The sequence below is a fragment of the Nodosilinea sp. P-1105 genome, assembly GCF_012911975.1.
GTDB lineage: Bacteria > Cyanobacteriota > Cyanobacteriia > Phormidesmidales > Phormidesmidaceae > Nodosilinea.
Genome location: NZ_SMDQ01000085.1, coordinates 1 through 23,316 on the forward strand (window position 1 = coordinate 1; position 23,316 = coordinate 23,316).

At 51.2% G+C, this 23,316-nt stretch carries 19 protein-coding genes and 1 pseudogene; 10 read left to right on the top strand and 10 right to left on the bottom strand.

What is annotated here, in order from left to right:
• Window positions 1–400 precede the first annotated feature (400 nt).
• From E1H13_RS23655 to E1H13_RS23675, 5 genes are all read left to right on the top strand, one after another.
• Window positions 401–3,325 carry an ATP-dependent DNA helicase gene (locus E1H13_RS23655; RefSeq protein ID WP_169617346.1) on the top strand — a complete coding sequence of 975 codons (2,925 nt, stop codon included), beginning with the start codon at window positions 401–403 and terminating at the stop codon, window positions 3,323–3,325.
• 39 nt (window positions 3,326–3,364) lie between these two features.
• Window positions 3,365–4,375 carry a hypothetical protein gene (locus tag E1H13_RS23660; RefSeq protein WP_169617347.1) on the top strand — a complete coding sequence of 337 codons (1,011 nt, stop codon included), beginning with the start codon at window positions 3,365–3,367 and terminating at the stop codon, window positions 4,373–4,375.
• A 44-nt stretch (window positions 4,376–4,419) separates the two neighbouring features.
• A complete protein-coding gene (locus E1H13_RS23665; RefSeq protein WP_169617349.1) occupies window positions 4,420–6,363 on the top strand; it encodes a site-specific DNA-methyltransferase in 1,944 nt (647 codons plus the stop codon).
• Window positions 6,356–8,995, top strand: a complete 2,640-nt coding sequence (locus E1H13_RS23670; protein WP_169617351.1) for a TnsA endonuclease N-terminal domain-containing protein — start codon at window positions 6,356–6,358, stop codon at window positions 8,993–8,995. The genes E1H13_RS23665 and E1H13_RS23670 overlap by 8 nt, the downstream gene beginning before the upstream one ends.
• 179 nt (window positions 8,996–9,174) lie before the next feature.
• Window positions 9,175–9,804, top strand: a complete 630-nt coding sequence (locus E1H13_RS23675; protein ID WP_206070941.1) for a hypothetical protein — start codon at window positions 9,175–9,177, stop codon at window positions 9,802–9,804.
• 224 nt (window positions 9,805–10,028) lie between these two features.
• On the opposite strand, the pseudogene E1H13_RS28140 reads toward E1H13_RS23675, so the two are convergent.
• The 3 genes and pseudogenes from E1H13_RS28140 to E1H13_RS23690 form a co-directional block, all read right to left on the bottom strand.
• Window positions 10,029–10,163 (bottom strand): annotated as a pseudogene (locus E1H13_RS28140) (EVE domain-containing protein); the annotation flags it as partial.
• A 241-nt stretch (window positions 10,164–10,404) separates the two neighbouring features.
• Window positions 10,405–12,708 carry an AAA family ATPase gene (locus E1H13_RS23685; RefSeq protein WP_169617353.1) on the bottom strand — a complete coding sequence of 768 codons (2,304 nt, stop codon included), beginning with the start codon at window positions 12,706–12,708 and terminating at the stop codon, window positions 10,405–10,407.
• A gap of 128 nt (window positions 12,709–12,836) precedes the next feature.
• A complete protein-coding gene (locus tag E1H13_RS23690) occupies window positions 12,837–13,463 on the bottom strand; it encodes a site-specific integrase (protein WP_169617355.1) in 627 nt (208 codons plus the stop codon).
• Between the two features lie 365 nt (window positions 13,464–13,828).
• Here E1H13_RS23690 and E1H13_RS23695 point away from each other — a divergent pair, with 365 nt between their 5' ends.
• Window positions 13,829–14,125 carry a hypothetical protein gene (locus E1H13_RS23695; protein ID WP_169617357.1) on the top strand — a complete coding sequence of 99 codons (297 nt, stop codon included), beginning with the start codon at window positions 13,829–13,831 and terminating at the stop codon, window positions 14,123–14,125.
• 49 nt (window positions 14,126–14,174) lie between these two features.
• Window positions 14,175–14,651: a hypothetical protein gene (locus tag E1H13_RS23700; protein WP_206070943.1), complete on the top strand. Its 477-nt coding sequence runs from the start codon at window positions 14,175–14,177 to the stop codon at window positions 14,649–14,651.
• A gap of 57 nt (window positions 14,652–14,708) precedes the next feature.
• Here E1H13_RS23700 and E1H13_RS23705 read toward each other — a convergent pair whose 3' ends face one another.
• Window positions 14,709–15,263, bottom strand: a complete 555-nt coding sequence (locus E1H13_RS23705; RefSeq protein WP_169617359.1) for a thermonuclease family protein — start codon at window positions 15,261–15,263, stop codon at window positions 14,709–14,711.
• A gap of 361 nt (window positions 15,264–15,624) precedes the next feature.
• On the opposite strand from E1H13_RS23705, the gene E1H13_RS23710 reads away from it, so the two are divergent.
• Together E1H13_RS23710 and E1H13_RS23715 are read left to right on the top strand one after the other, a co-directional pair.
• Window positions 15,625–16,257 (top strand): hypothetical protein, encoded by a 633-nt coding sequence (locus E1H13_RS23710; RefSeq protein WP_169617361.1) that lies wholly within the window; start codon window positions 15,625–15,627, stop codon window positions 16,255–16,257.
• Window positions 16,258–16,319: 62 nt separating this feature from the next.
• Complete coding sequence (locus E1H13_RS23715) at window positions 16,320–17,798, top strand: hypothetical protein (protein WP_169617363.1); 1,479 nt, start codon at window positions 16,320–16,322, stop codon at window positions 17,796–17,798.
• Between the two features lie 3 nt (window positions 17,799–17,801).
• On the opposite strand, the gene E1H13_RS23720 is transcribed toward E1H13_RS23715, so the two are convergent.
• From E1H13_RS23720 to E1H13_RS23745, 6 genes are read right to left on the bottom strand one after another with little or no spacing between them, the layout of a single operon-like run.
• Window positions 17,802–18,722 carry a hypothetical protein gene (locus tag E1H13_RS23720; protein ID WP_169617365.1) on the bottom strand — a complete coding sequence of 307 codons (921 nt, stop codon included), beginning with the start codon at window positions 18,720–18,722 and terminating at the stop codon, window positions 17,802–17,804.
• Window positions 18,688–19,626, bottom strand: a complete 939-nt coding sequence (locus E1H13_RS23725; protein ID WP_169617367.1) for a hypothetical protein — start codon at window positions 19,624–19,626, stop codon at window positions 18,688–18,690. The genes E1H13_RS23720 and E1H13_RS23725 overlap by 35 nt, the downstream gene beginning before the upstream one ends.
• A complete protein-coding gene (locus tag E1H13_RS23730) occupies window positions 19,623–20,645 on the bottom strand; it encodes a metal-dependent hydrolase (RefSeq protein ID WP_169617369.1) in 1,023 nt (340 codons plus the stop codon). The genes E1H13_RS23725 and E1H13_RS23730 overlap by 4 nt, the downstream gene beginning before the upstream one ends.
• Window positions 20,642–20,818, bottom strand: a complete 177-nt coding sequence (locus E1H13_RS23735) for a hypothetical protein (protein WP_169617371.1) — start codon at window positions 20,816–20,818, stop codon at window positions 20,642–20,644. The genes E1H13_RS23730 and E1H13_RS23735 overlap by 4 nt, the downstream gene beginning before the upstream one ends.
• Window positions 20,815–21,684 (bottom strand): ATP-binding protein, encoded by an 870-nt coding sequence (locus E1H13_RS23740; RefSeq protein WP_169617373.1) that lies wholly within the window; start codon window positions 21,682–21,684, stop codon window positions 20,815–20,817. The genes E1H13_RS23735 and E1H13_RS23740 overlap by 4 nt, the downstream gene beginning before the upstream one ends.
• A complete protein-coding gene (locus E1H13_RS23745; RefSeq protein WP_169617375.1) occupies window positions 21,636–22,268 on the bottom strand; it encodes a hypothetical protein in 633 nt (210 codons plus the stop codon). Before E1H13_RS23745 ends, E1H13_RS23740 begins: the two co-directional genes overlap by 49 nt.
• A 426-nt stretch (window positions 22,269–22,694) precedes the next feature.
• Here E1H13_RS23745 and E1H13_RS23750 point away from each other — a divergent pair, with 426 nt between their 5' ends.
• Window positions 22,695–23,102: an SH3 domain-containing protein gene (locus tag E1H13_RS23750; RefSeq protein ID WP_169617376.1), complete on the top strand. Its 408-nt coding sequence runs from the start codon at window positions 22,695–22,697 to the stop codon at window positions 23,100–23,102.
• Window positions 23,103–23,316 lie beyond the last annotated feature (214 nt).

Genomic DNA, 23,316 nt, shown 5'->3' on the forward strand with positions numbered 1-23,316 from the left:
CCCCTGATTTCCTTGGCTTGCAGGTTGCTGAAGCTGATCACCAACTCACAGGAGTCCTCTACCCACCGGAACCGGGCACCCTCTGTCTCATGGGGGCGGTTGATGCGATCGCCTATGGTGATGCGTTCCAGGTGGCCTGACATGGATGTGGCTTCAGGAGGGCAGTAGCAGCATAGCAAAGGGTTCACTTCTGCCAGGGCTAGCTAGAAAGGGCAGAATGTCGTCAAGCATGCTCTGAGAAAGCCAGCTCAGCCCACGATCTCAAATCTAAGAAATTGATAAAGACAGCCGCTTTTGGCACCCTCATTCCATAGACATTGTTAGTGTGAGCGGCAAAGAGTGATTAATACCTATAGGCCACGCCATCATCGGCAACCTTAACGTTACATCGCGTATCGCCATGACCACCGAATTTGCTAGTAGCGCTAACCCTGGACAACTAGAAGCCATCACGCAAACCGAGGGGCCACTATTGATTATTGCTGGCCCTGGCTCTGGCAAAACCTTCACATTGGTTGAGCGCATCGTTTATCTAATTACTCATCGAAACGTTTCACCTGAGAATTTACTGGTTGTCACCTTTACCGAGAAGGCCGCACAAGAGCTTACCACCCGGATATCTAATCGCCTATTGGAGCTGGATATCCGGTTCAACTTGAATGAGATGTACCTGGGCACATTTCACTCTATCTGCCTACGCTGGCTGGAGGAGTACCGGGAGTTTACCCGGCTCAAGCGCAGCTTCACGATGATGGATCAGTTTGACCAACAATACTTTCTCTACAAACGGGTGGGCCTCTACCAGGAGATCCCCTTCATTGAGCACATCATTAATCCCGACTCAAGGCAGAAAACCTGGGATAAGACAGCCGAACTCCTGAAGTGGCTCAACGTAGTCAGTGAAGAAGCCCTTGACTTTCGTTCTTTGCTTACTGCCAGGCACGATGAGGTAAAGGCCCTGGGCCATGCCTATCAGCTCTACCAGCAGCAGTTGGAAGAGGAAAACGCCTTAGACTTCTCCACCATCCAATATGAGGCGCTGAAGCTTCTCAGAAGCTATCCTCAGGTACTCAACGAACTACGCCAGAAAATCCAATACCTGATGGTGGATGAGTACCAAGACACCAACACGGTGCAGGAGCAACTACTAACCCTGCTGGCCGGGGAGAACCCTAACCTCTGTGTGGTGGGAGATGACGACCAGGGGCTATACCGCTTCCGAGGAGCCACCATCCGCAACATCCTTCAGTTCCCCAACAAGTTTGCTGACGGGCAGTGCAGGCAGGTGCGGCTGGCCACCAACTACCGTTCGCACCCCGACATCATCCGCTTCTATAACCGCTGGATGAGCGACCAGAACTGGGTGGCGAATGGTCAGACCTTCCGATTTGATAAGACCATTCAGCCCCGTGAAGATGACTTTCCTGATGTGCCCGCTGTCATCAAAGTGTCTGGACCTACACCAGAGGACTGGCACCAAGAGGTTTTAGCATTTCTTCACCACATGCGAGACGATGGCCACCTCACGGACTGGAACCAGATCGCCTTTCTGTTCCGGTCAGTAAAAAACGATAAGGTGGTAGCCCTGTCCCAGTTCCTTGAAGCAAATGACATACCGGTCTACTCTCCTCGCTCCAACCAATTCTTTGAGCGGGAAGAGGTAAAGCTGATGATCGGGGCGTTGCTATTCCTCTTCCCACAATATGGCAACCCACAGCTAGGGGAGGTGAGGAAATGGGATAAGAATGCTCACTTAAACATCTGGGACTACTACGACCAGGAATGTTTTGCCTTCTTTGCCCAAGAGCTACGGAAGCCAGAGAACGAAGACGTGCTGCGGTGGATGCACCCCTTGGCCAGACGCCATGCAACCCTGACGGAGAACACGAACTATACCTTCTCAGGGCTGTTCTACGACCTACTGCGCTTCCCCATGTTTAGCCGATACCTGGATGAGAACCTGCTGCTGGGGGGTGTGCGGGACAAGCGCCCCATGCGTAACCTGGCCATCTTCTCTCAACTCTTGGTGAAGTTTGAGTATCTACAACGGGTCAGCGTCTTGTCTCCTGACTTCCTAACCAAGAGTCTACGTGACCTGTTCAACCAGTTTTTCCGGTTTCTAATGGAGGGGGGCATTGACGAGTATGAGGATGATTCAGAATATGCCCCTAGCGGCTGTGTCTCGTTTCTGACCATCCACCAATCGAAGGGGATGGAATTCCCGGTGGTGGTGGTGGGTTCGCTTAATGGGGTGCCGCGCAAGCAGTACACTGACCTCGACGAGATTCTAGAGAGTGGCTATCTCTCCCGGCCTACCTTTGAGCCCCTAGAGGAAACCAAATACTATGACTTCAACCGACTGTTCTACACTGCCTACTCACGGGCTCAGAATCTGTTGGTGTTGAGCTGCGCGGAGAAGAAAGGCCGGGGACGCTGCCCATCCAAGTATTTTGCCGACTACTATGATGGCCTGCCCTCCTGGCGCGATCGCAGCTTTGATGTAACGACCCTTACCCTAGAGCAGGTCAAGGACGTGAATCTGAAGCGCGAATATTCATTCACCTCCCACCTGGTGCTGTTTGAGAACTGTGCGGAGCAATATCGTTTCTTTAAGGAGCTGGAGTTCTCGCCAGTCCGTAAAAGCCCTATCTTGTTTGGTACGTTGGTTCACCAGACGATTGAGGACATCCACAAAACAGTGCTACGAGGAGAGGAACATAAGCTATCGGTCGAGCAGATTGAGTCTTGGTTCGATACCAACTATGCCTATCTAACTAAAAAGGAGCGGGTTTATCTGACCCCAGTGGTGCAGGGCATCGCTCTGGAGCATGTGTTGCGCTACTACCGCCGCCAGAATGGGGACTGGAGCCGGATTAAAGACGCTGAGGTAGATGTATCCCTGGTGAAGGATGAGTATATTCTGTCAGGCAGCGTAGATCTGATCCGGGGTGAAAGGGGCACAGTGGAGATTGTGGACTTCAAATCGGAGAAGAAACTAGATGTTAACGATCCCAAAGACCGGGAAAGACTAGACCGCTATCGCCGCCAGCTTGAGGTCTATGCCCACATTGTTGAAGAACGCACCGGAGAGCAGGTAAGCAAAACGCACCTGTACTACACCAGCGAAGAGGGTGGGAACCCTTACATCAGCTTTAATAAGAATGCTCGCGTCATTGATACTACCATTAAGACATTTGATGACGTGGTGAGCCGAATTGAGCAGAAAGACTTTAGTATACCAGCTCGACCAGATAAGGCTTGCAAGGAATGCGATATGCAGTCTTACTGTGATGCGAAGAATTGGATATTTAGAGAAGTTTATTAAACCAATCTTTAATAACTATTAAATCAGATAATTTGAACTATGACTACGCAAGATATAATGAAATCTGCTAAACAAGGAAACACTCAAGCTATTGCTTCTCTTATTAACCAAACATTGCAGCAAAAGGGCATGATTGCAACTGTCACCAAAAAGGGAGTTCAGCTCAATATCAAGGTGCAGTCGAAGAATGTACCAGATCAGAATAGTGTAATGAAGTTTTTGAAGGGGGGCTTACAGAAGTTAATTCCGACAGGCATTTCACAGGTACAGGTACAAGCTATTGGCAGTGAAGCTGATCCCTATTGGGAAGAATCGTTTTCCATAGCTGGGGCAAATGTGTCTCAGTCTTCTAGCAATAATCATAAGCAGATCAATAAGTCGAAATCTCACACCTCAAAAGTTTCAGTCAATGCAAAAGTAGATGATAGCTTGTTAGACTCTGTCATCTGCTTTTTCAAGAGTCGAAATGGCGAAAGAGTAGCAATTTCAGCAGCAACCTTCATAGCGACCAGTGGCTTATGGCTGATATCAATATTGGCAGTTAATAACTTAAGCAGATTCTTTACAGTTGCCTCACCCCAAGCAGATCAAGTTGAAGTTCCTGAGGCGGTTGCAGACGATCAACTTTCTTCTTCTTCTTCTTCTGAAGAGGAAGCACAAAACATAGAAGCGATAGAAGAAGTAGTTGAGGAACCTGAATCCGAGCCAGGAGAGGCTTTTCTGACTCAGTACTTAGATGACATAACAACATCTGACCTAAGCGGTATAGGACATTGGTGTGCTGAGACAGAATCATCCGCATCTTCACTCTTTAGCCCTCGCTCCTATGAAATTCTCTCGTTTTTCTCTTCAGAAGAAATAGGACGAGCAACGGCAAGAATTGAATCAAGTAATAAAGGTGGAATGCCCATTGTCAAAACCTGGAACTTCTATATTAAGAGGGGTCCAACAGTAAATGAAAGCAGGCTCCGAGAAAATGGTAACGCAGGAGCAGCAGATCAAGTCAATCAAAAGAATGAAAACTGGTGCTTAAGCATGTTAGTTGAATAATCCCAGAATATTGTGTGCATTTTTTATTGAGTAATTTCCCTATCATGAGCGCCGAAAAGCAGCTAGATGTAAATCTCCCCGACACTCGCTCAGTAGAGCGAGTAGATGAGTTTGAGTTTGAGCCGATTAAGGGCTACCCAATGCTGAATTGGCGGGGAAAGCGTCCGTTTACATCTACTCGGTATTACCCAGCACAGCATAAGGAGACGCATGGGGAAGAGGTGAATGGATGGCTGAACAAGATTTTCTGGGGCGATAACCTTCAGGTGATGAGTCATTTATTGAAGGAGTATCGAGGTAAAGTTCAGCTTATTTACATTGATCCACCTTTTGACTCACGTGTTGACTATAAGAAAAGAATTGTCATTAAGGGTAAGAGAATCACCAATGAGAGAACTGGCTTTGAGGAAAAGCAATATACAGATATATGGAACAACGATGAATACCTACAGTTTATCTACGAGCGACTAATTTTATTAAAAGAATTTCTCACTGAGACTGGAACACTATGGCTACACTGCGATTATCACAAAACACATTACTTAAAGTGTCTATGCGATGAAATATTTGGCGAATCTAGTTTCGTAAATGAAATCATTTGGAATAGAGCAGCTCCGAGAGGAAATATCAAAGTTGGTCTCAGTGTTGCCCATGATACGCTTCTGGTCTACGGGAAAACTGCTGAGATAGAATGGCATCCACCGCTCATAGCATATACCGAAGAATACAAGCAACGCTTTTCAAAAGTAGACTCAGATGGTCGAAAATATACAACGGACAACATGATTAATCCTAATCCAGACAGGCCTAACCTGGATTATGAATGGAACGGAGTTAGAAGAGTTTGGCGCGTTTCCAGAGACAAAATGGAAGAGTATGAACGCCAAGGAAGATTAGAGTATACATCCAATGGAATTGCAAGATACAAGAGATATTTAGATGAACTTGAGGGGCGGCCACTTACCACTTTATGGGATGACATATACCCCGTTAATTCTCAAGCACAAGAGCGTCAAAACTACCCGACTCAAAAACCTGAGAGTTTACTCGAACGTGTTATTCAAATCAGTACACATAGTGGTTCCATAGTTTTCGACTGTTTTGCTGGCAGCGGTACAACTCAAGCTGTCGCAATGAAACTAGGCCGTCGCTTCATCGGGGCAGACATCAACCTCGGCGCAGTTCAGATCACCACCAAGCGCCTACTGGGGGTGGCCCAGGAAATAGAGACTCAACAGCAACAGGGTACCCTAGATGTTGAGGATACCGAGGAACCCACGACCTACTACACAGGCTTTGAGGTCTATAACGTCAACCACTACGACGTGTTTCGCAATCCCGTCCAGGCCAAAGAACTCCTTATCGAAGCTCTAGAAATCAACAAACTCGATAAGGGTAGTCTCTTCGACGGTGAGAAGGATGGCCGCATGTGGAAAATCATGCCTGTCAACCGCATTGCGACCAAGGCTGACCTGAGTGAGTTGATCGCCGGGTTCGACTACAAAGCCTTTGAGAAGCGTCAGCAAGAGTACATCAAAAAGCCCGTAGAGAAGATCACATTGGTATGTATGGGACACGACCCCGAACTCCGCGCTGCCCTAGAGCGGGAAGTACAGCCCTACATCATTGATGTGGAAGTATTAGATATTCTGCGCGATCGCAGTGACCTCCAGTTCAAGCGCGACTCTGAAGCAGAGATCGTCATCGAGAACGGGGAGCTGGTTATCAAAGCTTTCTACCCTATGAACCTGCTCAGCAAGCTCAGCATCCAGCAAGAGAACGTGGAAGACTGGCGCGAAATGGTGGAATCCATCATGGTGGACTGGAACTACGACGGAGCCGTGCTCGAGCCTAAGACCGTCGATATTCCTGGCAAAAATGAGCTGGTGGTGGGCCGCTATCCTGTTCCCGACGATGCAGGCACCATCCGCGTCAAAATCACCGACCTGCTCTCAGAGTCTCTAGAGATGGAGGTGCCGAATGGCTAGAGCCACCCGCAAAACCCAAGCGGTCAACCTCGACTTCGCTTTCTTCACCCAGCTCTGGAACTACTACAACGCCAACCGGGGCTACATCCGCACCCACTACAAAAGTCTCACCAAAAAGTTCCTCGACTTCAACAACCCCGCTAACGGCAACGCCTTTCTCCGTCAGCCTCAGTTTGAGGCACTAGAGATCTACGTTTTCTTCAAAGAATTTCTGAACAATGCCCAGGTTCACCAGGCGTTTCGTGACTGGGCCGACAACACGGGCAAGTTCGAGGGGCGCAGCGTGAGCGATCGAGCTGGCCAGACCCAGCTCGATATCATGCAAGAGGCATCTAAAGAGCAGTACGACGCCCTCTATCGGCAGATGAAATCTAGTGCCCGCGCCTACTCCAACTACATTTTTGCGCTAACGATGGGCACGGGCAAAACCATCCTCATGGCGACGTGCATCTTCTACGAGTTCATCCTGGCCAACAAATTCCCTAAAGACGAGCGGTTCTGCCACAACGTTTTGGTGTTCGCCCCCGATAAGACTGTCCTCCAGTCACTCCGAGAGATTCAGACCTTTGAGATGCGGAAGGTCGTGCCGCCGGAGTACGTGAACTTCCTCGATGCCAACATCAAGTTCCACTTTCTGGATGAGTCAGGGGCATCCCTCAACACCATCGACAAATCGCGCTTCAACATCATCATCTCTAACACCCAGAAAATCATTCTGAAGCGCCAGAACACAGAGAAAACCCAGACCGACTTACTGTTTGGTAGCGGTAAGCAAACCTATGAGCGGGGCAACGTCTACGACCAGTTTGCTGACCTCTACGGCTTCGATGAACCTGACGATGAAGTCTCGCTCAGCACCAACCAACGCTTCGAGAAACTGCGTCGCCTGGAGCAACTTGGCATCTACATCGATGAGGCCCACCATGCCTTTGGCGACAACCTGGCCAAAGATGTAGGGGCCAAGAAAGACACCCGTAAAACCAGCCTTCGTAACACCGTAGATGAGCTGGCTATCAGCCTGCGGCAGACTGGTACTCGCGTCGTGGCTTGCTACAACTACACCGGCACCCCTTACGTGAAGCAGATTGTGCTGCCCGAGGTGGTCTATGCCTTCGGCTTGCAAGAAGCGATTCAGAAGGAATATCTCAAGAAAGTCACGGTCAACGGCTACTCCAATCCCAAGACCGGAGAGTTTGTCGAGATTGTCATTGATGACTTCATCGAGCAGATGCAGGGGCAGCGCCACGAGGGCATGTTGCCGAAGCTTGCCTTCTTCGCTGCCACCATCAAAGAGCTGCAGGAGGAGCTGCGCCCCGCCGTCGAATCAGCCCTGATCAAGCATGACATCCCCATCAGCAGCATTCTGGTCAACGTCGGCGACGATAAGCTCACCTCCAACGACGACATTCGAGAGTTCAACCGCCTCGACACGCCTCAATCTGAGAAGCAGTTCATCTTGCTGGTAAACAAAGGGCGCGAGGGCTGGAACTGCCGATCGCTGTTTGGCGTGGCCCTGTTCCGTCAGCCCAAGTCGAAGATTTTCGTGCTCCAGGCCACCATGCGCTGTTTGAGAGCGATCGGGGATGGCCAGCAGACAGGCTATGTCCATCTCAGCGACGACAACAAAGACATTCTGGACGCCGAACTCCAGCAGAACTTCCGCGTCAGCCTTCAAGACATCGAGAACACTGGCAAAACGCGAGAGCGCATCACGGCCCATGTCGTCGAGCCAATTCCGAAGTACAAGCTCAAGCGCATTCGTCGCCAGTTCAATCTCAAAGAAAAGAACCTGGTCAACGGCATTGACCTGAAGCTAGAAAATGCGATGAAATGTGAGAATACCGACAAGTATCGCCTCATTCGCACTCAGCAAGAGGGGCTGTCAGTCACCGAGGCTATGAAGCATAAGCGGACTACCGAAGACCTCACCGATCGTCGTCAGAAGCGCGAGTTTAGCGAGATCACCTTAGTGGCCGAGATCGCCCGCTACTTGAACAAGTCCTGTCTCTTTGTGCGCGATATCCTGGCCCAGACCGAAGAAGGCACTGACTCCGTTCTGGAGGCCATCAACGAGTTCAACGAGCTGCTCTATGACTGGGTGATTCCACACCTGTTCAAAGAGCTGTACGACATCGAAGAGGACACTACTGCAGAAGAATACGAGGTAGAGCTGGTGAAGCTGTCTCCAGAAGGCTACACCCTCAGCGCCAACAAAGACCTGATCGTGAGCCAAGCCGACGCCGGTGATCATGCGGATAAGAGCTTCCACCTCGATAAGTACGCCTTCGACTCCAACCCCGAAAAGACCCTCTTCTGGAATCTTTTGCAGAGTGGCCGGGTAAAGAAACTCTACTTTACAGGGATGCTGACCCATGGCCAAACGGAGTTCTTCATTCAGTACGTTGATCCCGACTCCCACACTATCCGCAGCTACTACCCCGACTTCGTGGTGGAGAAAGAGGACAAGTCGCTGGTGATCGTGGAGGTCAAAGGCGACAACAAGATTGATGACCCACTGGTACGAGCCAAGCAGGAGGCGGCAGAGCAGTTTGCTTATGAGAACGATATGACCTATCGGATCATCAAGGGTTCTGAGGCTGACCAAGGTGTTTATCAGAGCCTACTTGAATAGAAAAACATCCTCACCCCTAACAGAGCAGCATCCTCAATTTAGCAAACACCGATAGATTTTTTATTTTCAAAAAAGGCTATTAGTCAATTTTAATTCAAAATAAACAAAAAACAAAGCCCAAATACACTCTATATCGGAGGATCAAGAATCCAAAAAACTAGTATTGGGATCTTATGATCATGGATAATCATGAAATCACTTGGTACATGCAAGAGATAGCAATGCATGGATTAGGAGCAAAAATTCAATTTATCAAATTCATTCAATGTCTTGAAAATGAGGAAACCCGACAAACTAGAATAGTATGGTCTTATCTCTCTTCATTTTTATCTCATGCAGCAATGATTTCAAAATTTGCATCTCCAATATATCCTTCGGGTATTAAGAAAAGTAGAATGGAGGCACTGAGGAGCATTTTAGACATATCTCAAGATTCAGAGGTACTGCCAAGAACAGCAAGAGATAATCTAGAGCACTTTGATGAACGTCTCGATAATTGGGTAGGGACTAAAACAGGTTATCTGGAAATTGTTTTCCCAGATAAAGCCACTGCGATAAGATCTATGCATAATGGCATGAGAATCAAGCGTGTGCTTGCTTTAAAAGAACTCACATTTTTTTCTGAGAATAGAGACGGTAGTAGATTCGCTCTTGAGCTGGAACCTCTCTTTGAGGAAGTGAATAGGATTTCAAATAAGGCTGTAGAATGGCTTGAAAGTTCGTCCCCATACATGTTTATATTCCCTAGCGATGATCCCGAAACTATCGAACAGAAAAGTCTCGAACATAGAAGGCAATTAGAAGAGTAAAAGTCTTAGCCTACTTTACGCCGATTACTGTGGGTGTCACCCTCCTACCCCCCAAAGAACCCCAACAACGCATCCCCCGCCGCCCGCTGCTCCAAATTCAGGTAGCTGGTCAGCGATGCCAAGCTAGCATGACCCGTAATCGCCATAATCTGCCGCAGGGGCACTCCCCCACCCAACTACCCTCAGCTCATAGACCCGCTGCCACGCCGCCGCCGTCACCTTATCCACACCAGCACCCCATCACCGGGCTGCATCTCTTTGGCATACCGGGTGACCCAACCAGGGCATCTGGGTAAAGTCTCGAATGCCATCCAGAATGCGGTAGCACTTGGGTTCCCCTGAAAGAGCCAGTACGCCATGTATGTACCATCCTCAGAACGTCTGTAGATAAGGGTACGTCGCCTGGCCTCTACAACTGCGCGATCGCCTCAAACTTCTCCTCCTCCGACACCTCCAAATACCGCTGGAGCGCCACCATCGACGACCACTCGGCCATGTCTTGAATCGCCTTCAACCGTATCGAGCCGCCTAGTACTATGGGTGCTGTAGCCGCGCAGGTACGATGAAGAGGTAGCACTGACACCTTGCTTTCGGCAATGATCACCCTCGCTTGGCAAAATTCAACGTTCGGCGACAGTAATCATGTAAGGTCTGGTCGTTGATAATTTCCGTAGCGTAAGCGGGATTACTATCGTGGTGAAACTTATTAGCGTAATTAGTTAATTGAGTTAACTCGGCTATATCGGCTTGGCTCAAGATTGGGTTGCCAGCGTCGTAAAGTTGGGAGCACCGGTGGAGAAATGGGCCAAGCATAGTGCCGGGGGGAAAATGAATTGGATAGGCAACACGTAAGAAGGCTTCTATTGTTGGCCGAAGTGCACTAGCAACTAATCGCTGGTTGTTAGGGTCAGCGCGATCCATATAGGCTGCAATTAGGGTGTGGCGTTTGTCATGCTCAGTGATGCAATCCAGATGCACATCCCACTCTTCAATAGTTGATGAATTGCCTGAGCGAATGATATGAAGTGCTTTTCTGGGTGTGCTTCTAATAGCTTTTTCAGCATCATTCCACAGCTGGCACAGAAAGGGTTTAGAGTGGGAAAGAACAATTACCTTTTTAACGCGGCCAGTTAAACCGATTATTTCTTGGATCGTCGCTAAAGAACGATGTTCATCCAAACTTGTCATCGGATCATCAATCACGACAATTTTCTGGTCAAGGTTTGTATCCTTATCTAAGGATGCAAAAAAGAATGCCAGCGCTAAAGTATTTCTATCGCCTGCACTCATAGTGTTCTTGAACGATGCACCACTGCCTGCATTAATGGGAACTACAACAGTGTTAATTAATACGTCATACGTACAGGATGTCCCTCCTCTTGTATTCTGTGGTGTTATGCTATTGAGCCGGAAGCTAGCTAGAAATTTTTGGAGATAGCCATTTATTGCTGTTTGATATGTCTGAAATATGCTAGAACGATAAGAATCTAAAGCTTGCCTTGCTTGGGTACGCCTGTTCTCCGTAGCTATCTTCGCTTCTTTCTCGTCTTGGTAAGCTTTGCAAAGTGCGTCAACGGAAGGGCTGTAACGCCTCTGAAGCATTTTAAGGTTTTCCAAGTCAGCATTGAGAGCCGCTATGTTCGCTTCAGCAGCCCGCTCTTTCACAACAGAGATCTGAGAATTACAAGCATGAAGACTTTGTGAAAGAGCGGCAATCCTTTGCCTATAACCTTCGTATGCTGTTACAGCTTCAAGAACTTCGTCTGGTAGAGTTATTTTCTCAAGCGGTGCGGTAGCTTTAGCTCGTAGAATATTAAGGATTGGTTCGCGGGCAACCTTCCATGCTAAGGCAACATCGACAGTATTTATCTCGAATGTTGGTATGTCCGTGAATTGCTTCCAGTACGTAGCAGCCTCCCGTATAGTCTGAATAGCCCGCTCAAAAGCGGTTTGAACGTCTGTACTATGAGCCGCAGCTATCATATTGCTCTGTTCAATAATGCTTTTTTTTAACTCAGTGTAGCTATTACTAAAGTAACCTTGATAATGGTTAATCAAGGGAGATTCTTGCAGAGCCTGTGCACAGAACGGGCAAATTTCCTGCGCCTCATCATTAGAAGCCGCTGCAATTCTATTCATTCCGTCACCTATCCAATTTTCAGCCTCTCTCCCCAATTTTTCAAGATGTCTTTGCACCTTTTCTGCTGCTTCTTGTTGTAAACTTGGGAGGTCTCTTTGGAGAAGATGATTTATTGCAGATAGATCAAATGCGGGAAGCTCTATGAGTTTGAAATCAGGCCTTTGCCGAATGGCATCGGCGTCTTTTGCCGCTTCTAGATGCCTTATTGTTTCTTGTATGGCGCTGTCTATATCCACTCGGGGATTCAAGGCACAGAAAGACTCAACGGTTAATGTTCCTCGGACAGATGCAGGGATTGCAGATTCTTTCTCCCTAAGCGCTCGATTATGTTCCTGAATTCTATCTATTTGAATCTGAAGACTATCATTTAGTCTCATGCCCTCTGCACCAAGAATTAGTCCATGTAGATTCTGGCGATGGTCAGACTCTATTTCTATTCCAGAATAAATATTTTGAGCTACAAAATTATCATCAAAAACGCAGATTTTCGGCAAACTTGCTTGCCAAGAACCGCCTTGAAAAGTGTAGTTTTGCCCATCTGCTTGGATAACAATATGAGGAGGATGTATTGCACCCAAGCGATGCCTTTCTTCAATCAAGGTAGAGTTGTTTGTTCCAAGAGAGTGAAGAATTGTTGATAAAGTTGTTTTGCCACGTCCATTCTCAGCATAAATAATATTTAGCTTTGATAATGGTAATTGCTCTCCTAGGTTTACCGAGTCAAATTGTCCAACGTTACGCAGTAACTTAATAAAATCAACCATATTTCTTTAAAAAAAGCATTATCCGCCTCGTAGAAGCTTAGCTAGTTTATTTATTAACGTCGAGGATTCAGATCACATCTATAGCTGATTGACTGACAAAACTTTAGAGGTAGGTTGGTTGAACGCACCTACTCCGCAAAGAACCCCAACAACGCATCCCCCGCCGCCCGCTGCTCCAGGTTCAGGTAGCTCGTCAACGACGCCAAGCTAGCGTGCCCCGTAATCGCCATAATCTGCCGCAGGGGCACCCCAGCATCATAAAGATGAGTGGCCAGGGACCGCCTAAAGGTATGAGTACTCACCCCTTCAAACCCCAGCAAATCACAGGCCCGACGCAACGCCTTATCCACGGCCCGGGTGCTGATGTGCTGCCGGGGTGGCCGTTCTCCAATGCGCTGAAAATAGTAGGTGCCACTGTCCTGGCGCTGAATCCGGTATTGCTTCACCGTGGCTCGGGTCCACTTGGCGGCGGGGAACAGATACCCAGACTTAGGCAAATCTGCCAGGGCGATCGCATCTTTTAACTGGGGCACCACCACCACCTCTTTGGTGCGGTCGGTCTTGGTCTGATGCACCACAATTTTCCCAGCGCTGATGTCCTCTGCTCGAAGGGAGCACACCTCACTAATGCGACTGCCGGTGTAGTAGGCCAACTGAGTAATCACCACATGGGGTGGATCCAATTCACCCCAAAGTTGAGCCAACTGATCCTGACTCAGCACTTCCGCCTGTCCACGCCGGTTGACCTTCGGCATCGTTCAACAAAAATAGAACAATAGTTCCTATTCTTACAGAATACGAACTATAAAATCCCAGTTTTACGTGGGTCTGAAGAATATCAGCCAAATCATAGAAGCTTATTGAGAATGACTCTTACAGTTCTCTCCGTATTTTTGCGGATCAGATTTAGGCAGCTTTGGTCAAGTGGCCTGAAATCAATGTTTACAAGCCCCACCCGATTCGGTTGGTCCTAGTCACCCGCTTAGGGTGGGGGTCTGTTGTCTCATCTAAGACAGCTACTTTCACCCGGTTAGGTTGGTGGTGGTCACCCGGTTAGGGGGTAGCCAGGTTTGACCCGATTTTGGGCACATTAGGAGGCAACCCGATCAGGTGGATCTAGATGTATTCCGGTACTTTGAGTGCGATCGCTGACGCTGCCGAATTCTTGACTTACTTCCGTAAGCTGCCCCGTGCCCAGCAAGACCTGATTGCACCCCACCTCGATAAGCCCCAGCGCATGGCTCTGAAGGTACTGAACTGCTGTAGTGAGTTGGAAGGGCAGCCGGTTAGCGCGATCGCTAGCCTGGCCGATCTGCATCAGGAATCGACCCGAGCGATCCTCAAGGCTTTGGAAGGGAAGATAGTGGCAGCTGAGGTGACGGCTGGCGGGAAGCTGTGGCGGATTGCAGTTGGATAATTAGGATAGTTAAATTAGTTCCACAAAGTCCAAATTTATTACTCATACAGTGTCTATTAATCAGTTAGATATACATCACCGAAATCAAGTGCTCAGAGCCTACTTTAAGGGTCGAGACTGGGATAAAAATAATGAATACTCTCTCAAGCGTTTCCTTGTAGAAAACAGCTTAGAGCTTCTTCCCAAATATCCTTATCTATTTGATGATGAGTGGGAAGTAGAGTCTAGCCGCGCAGAGCAAGGTCGCGGTGATCTAATCTTTACCGATGGCTCTGGAAATTATGCTGTTGTTGAGGTGAAGTGGATTGATCTAAAAGGCCCCACAGATCAACGATCTAGCTCAACTAGACGGACAAGCAACAGGAAAAAGAGACGTGTTGTTGAGGAGCAAGCCAAGAATTATTCCCATAATCTAGCTTCACTTCTAGGGGATTTTGTGTCGATTGAAGGATATTCATATACCAACGAGTCTGAGTCTCTTCAGCATCAAATTACATTGCCAATAGATTCATCAAATACATTTTGATAGCTCATAAAAGTCTGTTGGAGAAAGACAAAGCTACAAAATCCACTGCTCGATAGTCTACCGCCGCCGCCACTCCCACGGCTCCATGTGGCCACCAGCAAACACCCCCACCCTAGCGGCCTTAGCCTCAGCCTCCACCTGGTTGATTAGGGCAGCGCTAGGGCAGTTGTAGTGGTACTGGCGGTAGCTCCAGGCCAACCCCTCCCTCACCAGCACTTCTTGGGTGAACTGGTCACCGGCATAGATTTCAGCAATCAACCGCCCAAAGCGATCTGTATCCGTCACCAGCAGCTGCACCTGGCCACCAGCCTGGTCAATCATCTGCTGTAGCCGCTGGCCTGACTCCCGCCCCAAGGGCTGATCGGTTTCGGGGGCATCAATGCAGGCAGAGCGAATGCGTTCCTCCTGGCCACCTCTCCTGGCCACGATGGTGTCGCCATCGCTCACCCGCACCACCTGCCAAGTTTCGGCCTCAGCGGGTACCCCTGTGCGCAGGTGATGGCTGACCGGGGGTTGGCGGAGGATGACCTCTTCATTGCTAGTACCAGCCCTCGGCAGCCACCAGGCCCCCACGATACCGGCCACGACTAAGGGTAGAATCCATCCTTTCATCCGTCACTCCTGGGCACTGCTCTAAATCAGGTTTCAGCTTTCAGTGTTCCCGCTCAGGACGTTTAGCACCGCCAACGATAGTCGCCATCCAGGCCCAGGGGTACTCAGCCCACTTTTTGGGTGATCAGGGAGGGGATTTCTTATTACTTATTTTTCTGTCCTTTAATACTCAAAAACCACTCAGATTGTCGTTTGATATACATAACCATAAAAACAGGTAAATTTACTTAGGCTAAGACTGTAAGTTCATTTAAAGTTTTTTTGGTTTACCGTAGAAAACCGCATGTAACTAGATCATTTGTTTTCGTACCCTGGGTCAAGGTTTTCTAAACCTCAATTATTTCAACACCCTGATCTCAATATGAAAAAGTTCCCTGTTCGACTCGGCGTTCTGGGCCTAACCACTGCGATCGCATTACCGGTCATGGCCCAAACATTTAACGGCAACGATGTCTATAAAGTAATGCGAAATGGGACACCCCAGGTAATTGTGGGGAATCTCACCCCTGGCAGCAGGCTGACCATGACGTATCCGGAGGCGACCACCACCCGGCGAGTGACCACCAATTCCTGTGGCTTAGCGGTACTGCGTGATAGTAACGCCAATTCGCTATCAAACCTGGTTTCTATTAATAGCAACACTATCAACCAGGCCGCTCTACCCACCCAACTGCTACCCCGTTGCGTCAACGGTGTTCTGGAAGAAGCCAGGACAGAAACCTTCAAAACCGGGACCGGGGACGTGGTCTTTGTAGGCACACCCAACACCGTCTTTGAAGCTATTTACGCTGGTGGCCGCGATCGCAACGTCACGGTCAATGCCTGTGGTTTTGCTGCTATCAATGGCACCGGTGCTTTTGACTGGGCTGATAGCAACAACCAGGCATTTACGTTTAACGGCAATACTTACGACATCAACACATTGCCCACAGCAGACCCCGAGCCCATCTGTCGGACAGGGAATCTCTATAAGCCTGCTTCCTGGCCAAACTAAACCCGATTTTCTTTTCTTACATGCACCCTGATTCTGGCCTCTCTACGGAGAGGCTTTTTTGTATGGCATTACCAAGACTAAAGCTATCTATTCCCCTACTTCTACTGCTAGCAGCCCCCCTGATGGCCGCCCAGGGCCATGTATATCGTGATGGCGATGGCGGCATATCGGTCTATAAGCTGCCACCCGATACTCAGATCCGTGTTGGCATTGATAGTCCCCCCAGCCGCAGTGTCACCTCAACCAAGTGCGGCCTGCTGGTGGTGAGCGACACCGCCAACTATCCCACCGCGACCATTCAAGTTGCAGGCGAAGTGATCAACCCGGCAGGGCTACAAACGAGGATGCGGCCCAACTGTCGCCAAAAGAGCGATGGTTCCTATGCACTGGATGAACCCCGTACCGAGCACTTCAGAACCGACAAAGGCGATATTGTCATCGTCAACAAGACCCCAGACACCCGCTATGAAGTCACCTACCCTGGCCAACTGCGTATCCTATCCCGACGCACCAATAGCTGTGGCTTCTTGAGGATTCGTGAAACGGCAACCATCAACTTTAACCAAAGCATCCTGCTGCCCACCACCAGCGGCAATAGCTACGCCGAATATCAGATCAACCAATTGCCCCAGACTCAGCCCCTGGTGTGCTTTCGTGGGCAGCTATATCATCCTCAGCCCTGGACCGACATCTTTGCCATGGCTATCCCAGGCACAGAGATTGCCACAGCTCTGGTAGAAGCAGCCCGATCTATCCCAAGCGCGATCGCCAGCGCTGGGGGCAGTGGTGGCAACCCTGGGGGGAGTGGTCCTGGGGGCAGCAGTGGTGGGGGCGGTAGTTCTGGCTCCCCTGGGGACGAGGGCTCTAGCAGTCCTGGTGACTCTGGTGGGTCCAGTGGTGGATCTGGGGGTAGTGGCTCTGGGGACAGCGGTGGAGATGGTTCTGGGGGAGATGGTTCTGGGGGAGATGCTGGCGGCCCTGGGGGTGGAGGCACCCCAAGCATGTACGATTTCACCCTGGCCACCTACAACCCCAGCATCCACGATTTCAACGGCGATGGGTTGGTGGACGATGCCACCGGCAATGGCATTCCTGACGACCGAGATGGCGATGGGTTTCCCGATGGGCCGTGGGGGCCGAATGACTTTCCTAATTCAGCTGGCCCTGGGTTCACCATTCCACCAAATGCCACTTTCTGCTACGGCTACAACGGCAACATCGTGATCTCGTCATCGAGCTTTCAGCGGGGCAGAAGCTATTGGATTTATGCGGCATTTGGCAATTACCCCATCACCGATGATCTAAGGGAAGCTGTAGAAGGTACAGCCAGTGGAGCTATATCAGGTCCGCCCACTGTGCGATTTCCTGGGGATTGGCGAGAGCCTAACTTTGAATGGGAAGTCGAGGGTTCTACCCGTGGAGCCTCGATTGGGGATGATCCAGAATTTGAGGACTACCTGTTTGACATCTATTTCAAGGATGGCAGATCCTGCCTCACCCCACCCTGGCTCACCAACCCGCCGTCCTGGATCACGTTCTAGACGCTAATCACTCCCCACAACCAGCATCTGAATCCTGGCCAATCGGGTTCTCAGCCTCGCCCACGCTCTGTAGGTCGAGGCTTTTGCTTGGTCGAGTTGTGACACTCGGCCCAGGTAGGTCACGCTGTCGATACGAGTGCCAAACCGATAATCAATCTCCAGCAGCCGGTGTTGCACTGTAGCGCGACGGGCAATCTCCTGGGAGATCTGGAACTCGCGCCGGGTCGCATCGAACTCCAGCAGCTCTAGGGCCACCTGTTCCCGAATGGTTTCAGCGATTTTGCGCTTCTCTTGCTCAATCTGCGCCACCTTCACCTGTAGGTCACTGATGGCGATCGCCGTCTGTTGCGCCCTGGCATTGGTCTGGGTTGCCCCCCGAATCAATGGGATACCAATCAGGCTCAGGGCCTCATTGATGGCGTTGAAGGGGTTACTGACCGCTGATAGCAGCCGGTCAAAGAAACCTCGCTGCTGGGGACGACCACCCACCATCACCTGCTCATAGGTCAGGTAGCGGGACATCAAGGGCTCAAAGGTGTCCATCCAGACAGCACTCTGGTTGCGGCTGCGGGCCTCATCAATGCGCTGATCAATGCCGTCGATGCGCTCCTGGATGATGGTGAGGCCCAGGTTATTGCCCACCGCCATCTCCTGGAGCTGCCGAATACATTCAGTGGTCGGCTCCAGGCAGGGCAAGTCGCCCATCATCGCCGCCCACAGGTCTTGGTTGATCTGGGTCTGAATCAGCAGATCCAGGTTATCGCCCACTGGGTTGAGGGGGTTGTCGTCGAGCTGGTAGAACTCATCTGGATGAGTTACCAGGGGTAAGCTAGGGTCTTCCTCCCAGTCGTCATCCAGGTATTCGTCGTCCCAGTCATCGTCAAAGCCATCAAGGGCTAACGCTGGGCTGGATTGTAAGGGCATCCATACGGCTATCCCCACCGCCAACAGCCAACGTAATTTCCACGGAGAGGCGGTTGTCAGACTGCCCCAACCACTTAACCCGACGAATCGTACCCCCATAAGGACTCCTGACCGTTGAAAGGTCGCTAAGTTTGGCGTTAATCTCTTCTACCTGGGCTTGCAGCTGGGCCTCTTGAAAAGCCTTCTCCCGCCGCTGTTGGTCTGCCTGCTGGCGTTGCTGGGAATGCATCAGCCGCTGTTGGTTGGCTTCCTCAGCCCGTCGTGCCATGGACAGGGAATACTCATACTCCTGGTGGGCACGTTTCTCCTGGGCCTGCTTCAGCTCCGCCTTAGCCAGCTCCAGATCTCGATACAGGCTCTCCAAGATCCGGTCTTCGTGCTCGCGCATGGCTGGGGGCACCTCCGAGGGCCGCATGGTGCCCAGCAGGTCGATCTTGCGCTTCTGCAAGTCGATATTGTCTTCAATCCCCCGAATGCTGGCCTCCTGGGTGCCGTAGAACACTGGCGGCAGCGATCGCACGGGGGGCACCGGCATTGGCTCAGGGGGCTCTAGTACCTGCTGGGCCTGGATCCGCTGGAGTGAGAGTTGGGTTTGTTGAAGCTGTGCTTGCAGGCCACTGCGCTCTCGGGTACGGTCAGCCAACGTGTCCCCAGCAGCCACATAGTCCCCCTGCCTCACCTTTAGATCGTCGGGCTCACTCAAGGTCAACGTGAAGTTGAGCACTCGGGGTTGGGTGCTGACTGGGGGCGTGGTGACCAGCTGCGGTTGGGTGGGCGAGATCGTGGGGGCCTGCCCCTGGGTGGGCTCTGTGCGGGCCAGCCATAAGGTGCCCATTAACCCTAAGACGACAGCCCAACCAGCCACAGCAGCAACGGGAGGACCGTCATAGTGATTGTTTGTCATGCTTTTACCTTGACCAAGACTTGGCCTTGCAGAATCCAGAATTCCCTTAACAGCGCTAAAAGCTCCTGTGGGTGGGCATTTTGCAGCTCTAGCCGACCACCACTGACCCGAATGGTGGGATAGGTTTCGAGGGACGCTGGGGGCGGGGCCTCGTCCAGGTCGTCAATCACCAGGCTGCCGCTGAGATAGGCATTTTGGGGCACCGTCATTAACCATTCCATCACCCCAATTTCTTGTAGGTGCAGGGTTTGCACCGCCACATTGACGGGGCCACCTAACTTGGCCTTGACCTGGTTGGGCCGGATTTGCACATCAGAGCCTCTACCAATCTTGTAGATCAGCCCTGTGGCCAGATCTTGAGCAATCACGTCATAGCTGCTAGCCTCCAGCACCTCATAGGTACCGCTGACCGATTGCCGGGTGTGGGTATGGATACCTTCGACGGTGACAAAGACTCGCTGCTCAGCCCCATATTTGTGGAACAGGTCAGCCGCTGTGCCGGTGTCATTAAAGAAGGTGCGGGCCACCGATTCAGACAGTCCCCCAGCGCTGGTCAGGTTGACGCTGATGACCGTCAGCATCACCGCCGTCGTCAGCACCCAGTACTCAGCGGGCGATCGCGTGTCGAGCCGAGCCCTGGGGTTGCCAGGGATGACCAGGCGGGCGGGATTCGGGTAAAAGGCCTCCACCCCTGATTTAGTAAAGGCATCGGCAAACCAACCCACAAAGTAGCCCAGCACCACCGCTGCAAAGAACGGCCACTGCCACCACAGCAGGGGGGCCGCCAGCACCGCCACCAGGCCCGTAGCCATGAACGAGTGGGTCAGTGACCTGTGGGGAAACCGTTGCTCCAGGTAGTTGGTCAGGGGCCAGATGATTCGCCCCACAGAGCTTTCAGTGGTGTCAATATCAGGGAGCTGGGATGCGATCGCGGCGGTGGCCAGCACATAGGGGTCAGCGGTGCTGATACCAATCGCTGTGGCCGCGATCGCCAGGGAAGCATGGGTAACACTCATCATAGCTGCACCTCCACAGGCACTAGAACAAACTCTTCCGTCGCCAAGTCACCTAAATCCTTCACCTGGCAAGTGTCGTAAAACTCCAGCCCCAACTCACTCACCTGCCACACGTTGACCCATTGGCCAGGGGCTAGCTGGTTCGATTCATCTCCCCCAATGCCTCGTATTCTCATCGGCCTAACCTCGTGCTCTTGCGGTTTAGTGAGTAGAACAATGTCCGCAGGGTCATGGCCAGGATCATGGCAATCCCCCCCACCATGTAAAGGGCCTTGTCGCCCATGCCAATGCCGATGAAACGCACAATGCTGATGGCGCTGAGGCTGGCAATCAAAAAGGGGGTGCCATCGATGTACTGTCGGTGGTCCGTGCTCATCTCGTCCCCAATGCCCATCAGTTCTTCGTGGATCACCCGCTTGGCCAGAGCCGGGTTGCCGCCCACTCGCTGTTGGAGGTCAGCAAAGCGGCTGGGGTTGATCGCTAGGCCCTGGTTCGTGGCCTCCTGGTACATCACCGTGCGGATCTGGTCAGGGGTCAGGGGCTCCAGCTCCATCCTGGGCAGCTTCAAGAACACATCTCGGGCCGGGGGCCGATCCGCCAACAGCAGCAGCAGGCCCCCCTGCTTCAGCACATCCTCTAGCCAGTAGCGCAGACTCGCGGGGAAGCGATGGGCATCATCCACAATCAGCAGCGCCCGCCCACCCCTGAGGTCATACAACAACTCCTTCCGCAGCTGCTCCGCCGTCAGGGGCTTGGGTTTGTCATCGGCGGTGAACGTCGGCACATCCAGGGCTTCAGCGATAGTCACCAGACACTCCTTGGCACTGCCGCCATAGGTTGCGATCGCCACTTTTCGTTGGGACTCGAAATGCTTTGCGATCGCGGTGGCCAGCTCACTCTTGCCGCTCCCCGATTCCCCTAATACCAACAATCCCTGACCTTTCGCCAGGGATGACACAATCTGACCCAGTTCTGCATCTCGAAAATCGAGAACTACACCAGTGCCCCGCTCTGGTGACCGCTGCCTTGGCTGGCTCTCCACCGGCTCAATAGGCTGTTGGCCACCTCGGCGGGGTTCACTTTTGGGGCGGTTGCGGCCCTCGCTTGGTCCACCTGCTGCTTCAGGTCATCAGGCAGGTCGTCGTAGCCAATCTGTCGTGCCATCTCAGTAATGACTCGATTCCCCATCACCAGGTTATGGGCCGCCAGCTGCTGGGCTTGCCGCACCATGTCATCTAGCTGACTACCGGAAGCCGTTTCATATTCGGGGGTGGGGGTGGGTTCCTCCTCGGCAACATGACCCAGGCTGGCATCCTCCATCACCGCTAGGCCACCCCCATACTTGAAACCCTCTCGGCTGCCGGTGGCCACCACATGGGCTCGCAGGGCAGTCAGCAGCTGCACTGTTTCCGGTGCCACGATGGTCCGCTTCTGCTCATCCCGGTGGGTATTGATGGGGTGCCCCTGTGCCCGCAGGAATCGGATGTCATCGTAGTAGGCAGATTTCCCGATGCCAAAGTGTTGCTGCAATGATTCGGGGGTCGTCAGGGTGTCGATTTCCACGTCCCCTGTTTTCCGGGAGGGGGCGGAATTTTGGTCATCTGGGCTGGAATTCCGGTCGCTCATTTTGAAAAATTTTTTATTTGGGATCCCCATATTATGGGAGTTACAGAGATTTCTCTGACTCAGGGGGATTACCAGTGTGGGACGGAATTCCGGTTAAGTTTTTATAAACTACATGAGTCCATATGAGTTTATGTCTTGATGTCTATATGCCTGTACTTCCCCTAGTTGGCAGATGGGTTTAACTGGGAGGTGCGGATGGAGGTAGCCTTGAACGAAACCCCGCTGGGTAGCGTTGAGTAGTCAGCAGGGGGAGGAGTTGCGGGGGGGTGGCCGAGAGACGTGACGCAGCCGGGGCAGGGAACACCATAGGTTGAGCCCAAGCATTTAGCCTGCATACATCCCTGAAAGTTTCGGGAAGGCTAGTAAAAGGTAAAAGGTAGAGGGTGATCAATCTGCCATGTAGTGGAGGCTCAGGAGATATAGACTGTGAAATCGCCGCATCAACATGGAAAATCAGCTTTCCGAAAGTACTTAATTGGCATACTTGGTTCCTTACTAGCGATCGCCCCACTGACACCAGTAGTTGCAGCTGAATTATTACTTAATCCAAGAGAGGTCAATGTTTGGCGCTTAATTGCTGGACAGGCTTCTACACGGGTCATAGCAAGTGATGTAAATGTGCGAAATCTGCCCACAACTACAGGGAATGGCGGATTTGTCTTTGCTCGACTTGATAGGGATGATGAAGTCTATGTTCTGGGCTGCGAAGGCTTTAGCGAGGGGCACTTTTGGGTTCACATCTGGATCCCAGAGATAGGAGAGATTGGCTACGTTGCAGCTGAGTACTTGCAGAACAACTATCAGACCATTTGCGATCGCACTCGTCGATATTAGTTTCCACAAAAGAAGGTAGGGCTGTCACGGGACTCGGTGCAGCTACAGGCAGGAGAGTTGTTCTGGGGGAGACGACAGGAAAATACATGCCAGGTGACAACACTATAGTTCACATGTACTATATAGACTCGTTCTAATTCCTGATTCGTTCAATCCTCCATGCACCGCGAGTTTGAGCAGGTTCAGCGTGCCATCTACCACGGCATCTGTCTGA